This window comes from Enterobacter cloacae complex sp. IR53041 (assembly GCF_049238285.1).
Taxonomy (GTDB): Bacteria; Pseudomonadota; Gammaproteobacteria; order Enterobacterales; family Enterobacteriaceae; genus Enterobacter; species Enterobacter roggenkampii.
This window is the reverse complement of sequence record NZ_JBMKHB010000045.1, coordinates 24,744-31,742: the sequence shown is the minus strand read 5'-3', so window position 1 is coordinate 31,742 and position 6,999 is coordinate 24,744. Positions and strand designations below refer to the sequence as shown.

The window sequence follows — 6,999 nt, the reverse complement described above, 5'->3', positions numbered from 1 at the left end:
CACTGTCGTTCTCAAAATCGGTGGAGCTGCATGACAAAGTCATCGGGCATTATCTGAACATAAAACACTATCAGTAAGTTGGAGTCATTACCCAATTTCCGGTGAACAGAAGCCTGAATTCCTTTCGGGCTTAAATAATTCATTTTAAAGTCTTGCGGGTAAAATTGATCTACCGCAATATAATGACTTCTCGGTTATTCAAAACTGATTAAAACTATTTCGATGATCTGATTTTTACAAAATATTTCTAAACCAAAACTAAACGAGGGGGAACCATGTGGGGTATTTATCGCGGGCGCAGACTGGTGTTATACGTTATCGCGGCCATTGTTATTGCCACGTTAATTGGTTATAGCACCTATACATTTGTAAAATTATTTTCCTGATGCGGACGTTTATTTACACTACGCGATAATTATTTAATCGCGCCTGGGATATTTATCTATTTCTGTTAATTATTCACAGAATAGCGCATTCGTTTTATCCGTAAACGTGCGCCGGGTTTATATTGCTTTACGTTCCGGGATGCCGGACAATGACATTTTTAACTGACGATTAACATTACGATGAAACACCCGCTAGAATCGCTGCTCACCGCAGGCGGCATTTTATTGCTGGCACTGCTTTCATGCCTGCTGCTCCCTGCGCCTTCGCTTGGGCTGGTACTGGCGCAGAAGCTGGTTCAGACCTTTCACATGGTCGATCTTAACCAGCTCTATACCATTCTGTTCTGCGTGTGGTTTTTACTGCTCGGGGCGATTGAATTCTTTGTGCTGCGTTTCGTCTGGCGACGCTGGTTTTCACTGGCGTCGTGAGCCTATAAAAAGGCCGGGTGGCGGCTACGCCTTACCCGGCCTACACGCGACAGGTTAATGTGTCTGGCTATGGTTCTCTTTACGGTACGCGCCAGGCGGCTGGTTGAACGTGCGGGTAAAGATGCGGGTAAACGTCTGCTGCGAGTCAAACCCGTAACGCAGGCAGATGTCGTACACCCGGGCGTCGGATTCACGCAGATCGCGCGCCGCCAGCAGCAGCTTGCGTTCACGGATATAGCGCCCCAGACTCTCCCCTTTGTACTGCATAAACAACCGCTGCAGGTGCCACTTCGAGTAACCCGCGTGGCGGGCAATCTCTTCTATTCGTAATGGCTGGTGCAGATTGTCGTCGATCCATTCGACGACAGTGTCGATGACTTGAGCGGAAATGGTCATACTGCTGTCCCCCTCTGCTTCTCGCTTAAACATTATTCCCACCACGCACGAAAGGTTTGCGCGGTGTCGCTTACCCGGACGGGCTCGCCCAGTTCCGGCGTCAGCAACCGATAATTTTTATCCTGGCTGGCTTTTGCCAGCTGGATCAGCGGATCGTTCCAGGCGTGTTTCGCCAGCACGAAGCGTCCGTTATGACCGGGCACCACGGCTTTCGCGTTCAGATCCGCCGAGGCCTGCGCCGTTTCCTCCGGCAGCATGTGGATGTACTTCCAGTCCTGGTCGTACTGGCCGTTTTCCATGATGGCGACGTCCACTTCGCCAAACTGTTCACCGATGGCCCTGAAGTGCGGGCCGTAACCGGAATCTCCGCTGTAGTAAACCTTCTGCTCTGGCGTGACGAACATGAAGCTGCCCCACAAGGTGCGATCGCGTTTGATGCCGCGGCCGGAGAAGTGACGTGCCGGCAGAACGTGCACCGTCAACGCATCGCTGATGCGCACCGACTGGTTCCAGTCGCGTTCGTCAATAATCTCGGGCTTCATCCCCCAGTAACGCAGGTGGGAGCCGACGCCCAGCGGCGTCACCACCCGCTTCACCTTCGGCAGTAGCGCCCTGATGGTGGCGTAATCCAGATGATCGTAGTGATCGTGCGAGATAATCAGCAGGTCGATCGCCGGCATGATTTCAGCCCGCCACGGATACTCGCCGGCAAAAGCCTTATTGAGGAACGAAAACGGCGCGGCATAGTTGCCAAGAACCGGGTCAATGAGGATCCGTTTACCCGCGAGCTGCAGATACCACGAGGAGTGACCAAGCCACACCAGGGTGTCCTGCTCCAGCGGCAGGCTCGCAAGATCGGTTTTCACCAGCGGCAGCGGCTGGGCCGGGCGGGCGTTTTCGGTTTTTTTGGTCAGAAACTCCCACATCGCGACCAGCATATTTTTGTCACCGTTATAACCCGGCGTCGGCAGCGTATTGTGGAATTTCCCCTCGCGATACTGTGGAGAGGCCTCCACTTCAGTAAGCCGTTCACCCTGCGGCGGCTGGCCGAATCCGGCATTCAGAACAAACGGTAAACTCGCGGCTGAAGCAATAATCATGATTAACACCACGCAGATGAAGAGAGGTTTTTTCATATCCTGACCCGAAAACGCGCCCCATCCGATAGCGTGCGCAGGGTAAACTTGATTATGAGTGAGTAAGCACTCATTATAGATATGATGATAAAGTCGTCAAGACGTTTTCGATCTTTGACATTCCGCGTTGCAGCGTGTCAAAGCACGTGTTTCAATCAGGGTTTTTATAATTGACAGGAGGAAAAATTTAGTGGCACGTCCGAAGAGTGAAGATAAAAAACAGGCCTTACTGGACGCCGCAACCACGGCGTTTGCACAGTCAGGTATTGCCGCCTCAACGGCGCTCATTGCCCGTAAGGCGGGCGTCGCCGAAGGTACCCTGTTCCGCTACTTTGCTACGAAAGACGATCTGCTGAATGCCCTCTATCTGCACCTGAAGCAGGATCTCTGCCAGACCATGCTGGCGAACCTCGATCGCACCATCACGCTGCCCAAAGAACATACCCGCAATATCTGGAACAGCTATGTGGACTGGGGTATTCGTAACCCCGCTGCCCATGCGGCGATCCGCCAGATTGGCGTCAGTGAAAAGCTGAGCGCCGAAACGGAACAGGCGGTGAAAGAGATGTTCCCGGAGCTGCATGAGCTCTGCCGCCGCTCGGTGCGTCAGGTGTTTATGTCTGATGAATTTAAAACGTTTGGCGATGCGCTTTTCTTATCGCTGGCCGAAAGCACGATGGAATTTGCCACCCGCGATCCGTCCCGCGCCGTTGAATTTAAAGCGCTCGGCTTTGAGGTAATGTGGCGCGGGCTTGCCCAGGAAGAGAGCGATGGACAGTAAAATGTTGCAGGAACACGCAAAATGCGTGGCGCTGGAACTGCCGTTCACCGAACACTGCTGGCCGTTTGGGCCGGAGTTTGACGTGTTTAAAGTGGGCGGGAAAATATTCATGATTGTGGCCGTCGCGCACGGGCGGCCGCACGTTAGCCTGAAGTCAGACCCGGATAAATCGCTGTTAAATCAGCAGATTTATCGCGGCGTTGAACCGGGCTATCACCTCAACAAAAAGCACTGGATTTCCCTTTACGGTACGGACGACGTGACGCCGGAACTGGTTACCGATCTCATCAATGATTCCTGGCATCTGGTGGTGGATAAACTGCCGAAAAAAGACCAGAAGTGGATCCGGCCGGTCTGATTGTTCGTCTGAGACGAACAGATTAAGCGCTCGAATTGCCCTTATCTTTTTCCGCGTCCCGCTGTAATCTGCTCACCTTTCGCGCCCGCACGCGGGCGAATTTCATCATCAGGAGTTGTTATGGATATCATTTCTGTTGCGCTGAAACGCCACTCCACCAAGGCGTTCGACGCAAGCAAAAAACTGACCGCTGAAGAAGCGGAAAAAATCAAAACCCTGCTGCAGTACAGCCCGTCCAGCACCAACTCCCAGCCGTGGCACTTTATTGTCGCCAGCACCGAGGAAGGAAAAGCGCGCGTGGCGAAATCCGCGGCGGGCACCTATGTGTTCAACGAACGCAAAATGCTGGATGCTTCTCACGTGGTGGTGTTCTGCGCGAAAACCGCGATGGACGACGCCTGGCTGGAGCGCGTTGTCGATCAGGAAGAGGCCGATGGTCGCTTTAATACCCCGGAAGCGAAAGCGGCAAACCATAAGGGCCGTACCTACTTTGCCGACATGCACCGCGTGGATCTGAAAGATGACGACCAGTGGATGGCGAAGCAGGTTTACCTGAACGACGGTAACTTCCTGCTGGGCGTGGCTGCGCTGGGCCTGGACGCGGTACCGATTGAAGGTTTCGACGCCGCGATCCTCGACGAAGAGTTTGGCCTGAAAGAGAAAGGCTTCACCAGCCTGGTGGTGGTGCCGGTTGGGCATCACAGCGTGGAAGATTTCAACGCCACGCTGCCGAAATCTCGCCTGCCGCTGAGCACGATTGTGACCGAGTGCTAAACAAAACGGGCCGCTCTGTGCGGCCCGTTACGCTTTACTGATGACTAACCTGCGATGTGGGTGCACATCACGATCGTGTCCCCAGGCAAACGCAATCCAGCGCTCTTCCAGCTCGGCATATGAGCTCACCGGCGTTAAGTGCCACTCTTCTCCAACCGTACCGTCAGCCACGCTTATCCGATAATTCATGCTGAACGCCCAGTCTATCATGCGTAACCAAAACCGCTGTCCGTCGCCGGTTTGTTCGCTGTCAGACACAACAATGTCGTATTCGCTTAGCAGAGACGGCTCTTATTCCCTGAAAGCCCCTCGCAAAAATTATTTCCCCTGCGCCGCCAGCCACGCCATCGCCCGCTCCCCCGCCTCATCCACCGGCAGATACACCAGCAGCCGCGATCCGTTTCGCGGCGCGGAATACCAGTACATCTGCTGCAGCGTAAAATCCCCCAGCTCGGGATGGGTAAACAGCTTGAGCTGGTTCTCCACGCCGCGCACGTCGTTGCGCTGGTGCCACAGGGTTTTAAACTCTTCGGACACTGCAAAGAAGCGCGCCAGCTTGGCCTCCCAAAGCGGATCGCCCCGGTGTTCGGCCATCGCCGCGCGGAAATAGGAGACAAAGATGGGCAGCACGTCGTCGCGTCTGCCGAGGCGCGCGCGCCACGCCGGATGCGTGAGGAACAGATAAATACAGTTGCGATCTTCGGGAGGGATGTCATTGAAATCGACGCCCATCAGATGCCCGAAGCTGTCGTTCCACGCCACGATATCGAAGTTCGGTTTCTGAATGCTGGCGGGTTTCGGCATCAGCGTATCCAGCAGGCGGCGCGTGCCTTCGCTAATGCCCTCGCAGCAGACCGCCTGCGGCGCTTCACCCGGCGGTAAACCTGCTAACACAAACAGGTGCCGGGCCTCGGTCGGGGTACATTGCAGCGCTTTTGCCACGGCCGCCATCACCGCGCTGGACGGATTGACGTCCCTGCCCTGCTCAAGCCAGGTGTACCAGGTGACGCCCACATCAGCGAGCATCGCCACCTCTTCCCGGCGCAGGCCCGGCGTGCGACGGCGACCGCTGCGCGGCAAACCTAAGCGCTGCGGATCGAGACTTTCCCGCCGGGCGCGTAAAAATGCCCCAAGCTGTTTTCGGGTGTCATCCTGACGTGAAACGACCGGTTCAGACATCAGCGCCATAAATCCCCCTGCATGGTAGTGCCAGTACCAGTATAAGTAAGAACTGGTACCCGTTTATCTGATGGTAGATGCTACGACCATCTGTTGAATGACGCAATGGAGTTACCATGAATACGTCAGTTGTTTCACCGGGTCGCGCTGGCCTGATATTGCTGTTAACCGGCCAGATGCTGCCGATGATTGATACCTCAATCACTAACGTAGCGCTGGACGCCATCACCCATTCACTGCATGCGACCGCTACCGAACTGGAGCTCATCGTCGCGCTCTACGGCGTGGCCTTTGCCGTCTGCCTCGCGCTCGGCAGCAAGCTGGGGGATAACTTTGGCCGTCGTCGTCTGTTCATGTGGGGTGTGGCGAGCTTTGGCCTGGCCTCGCTGCTGTGCGGAATGGCGGGGAACATTGAACAGCTGCTCGCCGCGCGCATCGTTCAGGGCGCGGGGGCCGCACTGATCGTGCCGCAAATTCTTGCCACGCTGCACGTCACGCTGAAAGGCACCGCCCACGCCAAAGCCATCAGCCTGTTCGGCGGCATCGGCGGGATTGCGTTTATCGTGGGACAAATGGGCGGCGGCTGGCTGGTATCGGCCGACATCGCCGGGCTGGGCTGGCGTAACGCCTTCTTTATCAACGTGCCGATTTGTCTGGTGGTGCTGGCGCTGAGCCGCCGCTTCGTACCGGAAACCCGTCGCGAGACGCCGTCACGCATCGACTGGCCGGGTACCGCGCTGCTGGCGGTCATGCTTTGCTGCCTGCTGTTCCCGATGGCGCTCGGCCCCCAGTGGCACTGGTCCTGGCCGCTGAAGGCGATGCTGCTCGCCCTTGTCCCGCTGGCCTGGCTGATGGCGCTGAACGCGCGCAAAAAAGAGCGTGAGAATGCCCACCCGCTGATCCCGCCGCGCCTGCTTGCGCTTCGCAGCGTGCGCTTTGGCGTCCTGATTGCGATGCTCTTTTTCAGCGCCTGGTCCGGGTTTATGTTCTGTATGGCGCTGACCATGCAAACCGGTCTGGGGATGGCGCCGTGGCAGTCCGGGAACAGTTTTATCGCCCTTGGCGTGACCTACTTTGTTTCGGCCTGGTTCGCGCCGCGGCTGATTGCCCGCTACAGCACCAGCACAATCCTGCTGACGGGTCTGGCGATCCAGATTACCGGCCTGCTGGCGCTGATCGCCACGTTCCGCGTTTGGGGCATGGAGAATACCACCCTGACGCTGGCACCCGCGACCGGACTTGTGGGCTACGGGCAGGCGCTGATCGTGAACAGTTTCTACCGCATCGGGATGCGCGACATTCAGCCTGACGACGCGGGAGCCGCGAGCGCCATTTTAAGCACCCTGCAGCAGGCCGCACTGGGCCTTGGCCCGGCCATTTTTGGCGCCATTTTGCTGCACGCGCTTCAAAACCATCACGGGGATTACACCCAGGCGGTGAACGTCTTCCTGATGGTGGAAACGACCATGATGGTGGTACTTGCTCTGGCGACACTGCGTATCCGCCATAGCCTGTGCCCGCCGGTGGCGAAGATCTGTCAGGCCGCCAAATAAGTTCGTG

General features: G+C 56.4%; 10 protein-coding genes. 6 read left to right on the top strand and 4 right to left on the bottom strand.

Going from position 1 to position 6,999, the window contains the following annotated elements:
* Positions 1 to 77: IS1 family transposase (locus ACOTXF_RS21950; RefSeq protein ID WP_033802282.1), on the top strand; the 77-nt coding region annotated here is incomplete at its 5' end.
* A 489-nt stretch (positions 78 to 566) separates the two neighbouring features.
* Positions 567 to 815 carry a DUF1158 domain-containing protein gene (locus ACOTXF_RS21945; protein ID WP_013097677.1) on the top strand — a complete coding sequence of 83 codons (249 nt, stop codon included), beginning with the start codon at positions 567 to 569 and terminating at the stop codon, positions 813 to 815.
* Between the two features lie 54 nt (positions 816 to 869).
* Here the strand turns inward: ACOTXF_RS21945 and ACOTXF_RS21940 are convergent, their stop codons facing one another.
* Together ACOTXF_RS21940 and ACOTXF_RS21935 are read right to left on the bottom strand one after the other, a co-directional pair.
* Complete coding sequence (locus ACOTXF_RS21940) at positions 870 to 1,211, bottom strand: RamA family antibiotic efflux transcriptional regulator (RefSeq protein WP_047746151.1); 342 nt, start codon at positions 1,209 to 1,211, stop codon at positions 870 to 872.
* A 32-nt stretch (positions 1,212 to 1,243) separates the two neighbouring features.
* Positions 1,244 to 2,347: an MBL fold metallo-hydrolase gene (locus ACOTXF_RS21935; RefSeq protein ID WP_021241583.1), complete on the bottom strand. Its 1,104-nt coding sequence runs from the start codon at positions 2,345 to 2,347 to the stop codon at positions 1,244 to 1,246.
* A gap of 190 nt (positions 2,348 to 2,537) precedes the next feature.
* Between ACOTXF_RS21935 and ACOTXF_RS21930 the strand changes: the two genes are divergently transcribed.
* The 3 genes from ACOTXF_RS21930 to nfsB all read left to right on the top strand — a co-directional run bounded on the left by ACOTXF_RS21930 (position 2,538) and on the right by nfsB (position 4,260).
* Complete coding sequence (locus ACOTXF_RS21930; RefSeq protein ID WP_045371802.1) at positions 2,538 to 3,128, top strand: TetR/AcrR family transcriptional regulator; 591 nt, start codon at positions 2,538 to 2,540, stop codon at positions 3,126 to 3,128.
* On the top strand, positions 3,118 to 3,486 hold the full coding sequence (locus ACOTXF_RS21925) for an MmcQ/YjbR family DNA-binding protein (protein ID WP_048962786.1): 369 nt from the start codon (positions 3,118 to 3,120) through the stop codon (positions 3,484 to 3,486). The genes ACOTXF_RS21930 and ACOTXF_RS21925 overlap by 11 nt, the downstream gene beginning before the upstream one ends.
* A gap of 120 nt (positions 3,487 to 3,606) precedes the next feature.
* Positions 3,607 to 4,260: an oxygen-insensitive NAD(P)H nitroreductase gene (gene nfsB, locus ACOTXF_RS21920; RefSeq protein ID WP_161622784.1), complete on the top strand. Its 654-nt coding sequence runs from the start codon at positions 3,607 to 3,609 to the stop codon at positions 4,258 to 4,260.
* 27 nt (positions 4,261 to 4,287) lie between these two features.
* Here the strand turns inward: nfsB and ACOTXF_RS21915 are convergent, their stop codons facing one another.
* Together ACOTXF_RS21915 and ACOTXF_RS21910 are read right to left on the bottom strand one after the other, a co-directional pair.
* Positions 4,288 to 4,449, bottom strand: a complete 162-nt coding sequence (locus ACOTXF_RS21915) for a hypothetical protein (RefSeq protein ID WP_223861895.1) — start codon at positions 4,447 to 4,449, stop codon at positions 4,288 to 4,290.
* Between the two features lie 129 nt (positions 4,450 to 4,578).
* Entirely contained in the window at positions 4,579 to 5,448 is an 870-nt protein-coding gene (locus ACOTXF_RS21910; protein ID WP_008499383.1) for a helix-turn-helix transcriptional regulator, read from the bottom strand.
* Positions 5,449 to 5,555: 107 nt separating this feature from the next.
* Here ACOTXF_RS21910 and ACOTXF_RS21905 point away from each other — a divergent pair, with 107 nt between their 5' ends.
* On the top strand, positions 5,556 to 6,992 hold the full coding sequence (locus tag ACOTXF_RS21905) for an MFS transporter (protein ID WP_047746104.1): 1,437 nt from the start codon (positions 5,556 to 5,558) through the stop codon (positions 6,990 to 6,992).
* Positions 6,993 to 6,999: the final 7 nt, after the last annotated feature.

What these genes read in the sequence shown, in the direction of transcription:
- ACOTXF_RS21945 (WP_013097677.1), top strand. Translation starts at nt 567, where the DNA reads ATGAAACACCCGCTAGAATCGCTGCTCACCGCAGGCGGCATTTTATTG.
- ACOTXF_RS21940 (WP_047746151.1), bottom strand. Translation starts at nt 1,211, where the DNA reads ATGACCATTTCCGCTCAAGTCATCGACACTGTCGTCGAATGGATCGAC.
- ACOTXF_RS21935 (WP_021241583.1), bottom strand. Translation starts at nt 2,347, where the DNA reads ATGAAAAAACCTCTCTTCATCTGCGTGGTGTTAATCATGATTATTGCT.
- ACOTXF_RS21925 (WP_048962786.1), top strand. Translation starts at nt 3,118, where the DNA reads ATGGACAGTAAAATGTTGCAGGAACACGCAAAATGCGTGGCGCTGGAA.
- nfsB (WP_161622784.1), top strand. Translation starts at nt 3,607, where the DNA reads ATGGATATCATTTCTGTTGCGCTGAAACGCCACTCCACCAAGGCGTTC.
- ACOTXF_RS21915 (WP_223861895.1), bottom strand. Translation starts at nt 4,449, where the DNA reads ATGAATTATCGGATAAGCGTGGCTGACGGTACGGTTGGAGAAGAGTGG.
- ACOTXF_RS21910 (WP_008499383.1), bottom strand. Translation starts at nt 5,448, where the DNA reads ATGGCGCTGATGTCTGAACCGGTCGTTTCACGTCAGGATGACACCCGA.
- ACOTXF_RS21905 (WP_047746104.1), top strand. Translation starts at nt 5,556, where the DNA reads ATGAATACGTCAGTTGTTTCACCGGGTCGCGCTGGCCTGATATTGCTG.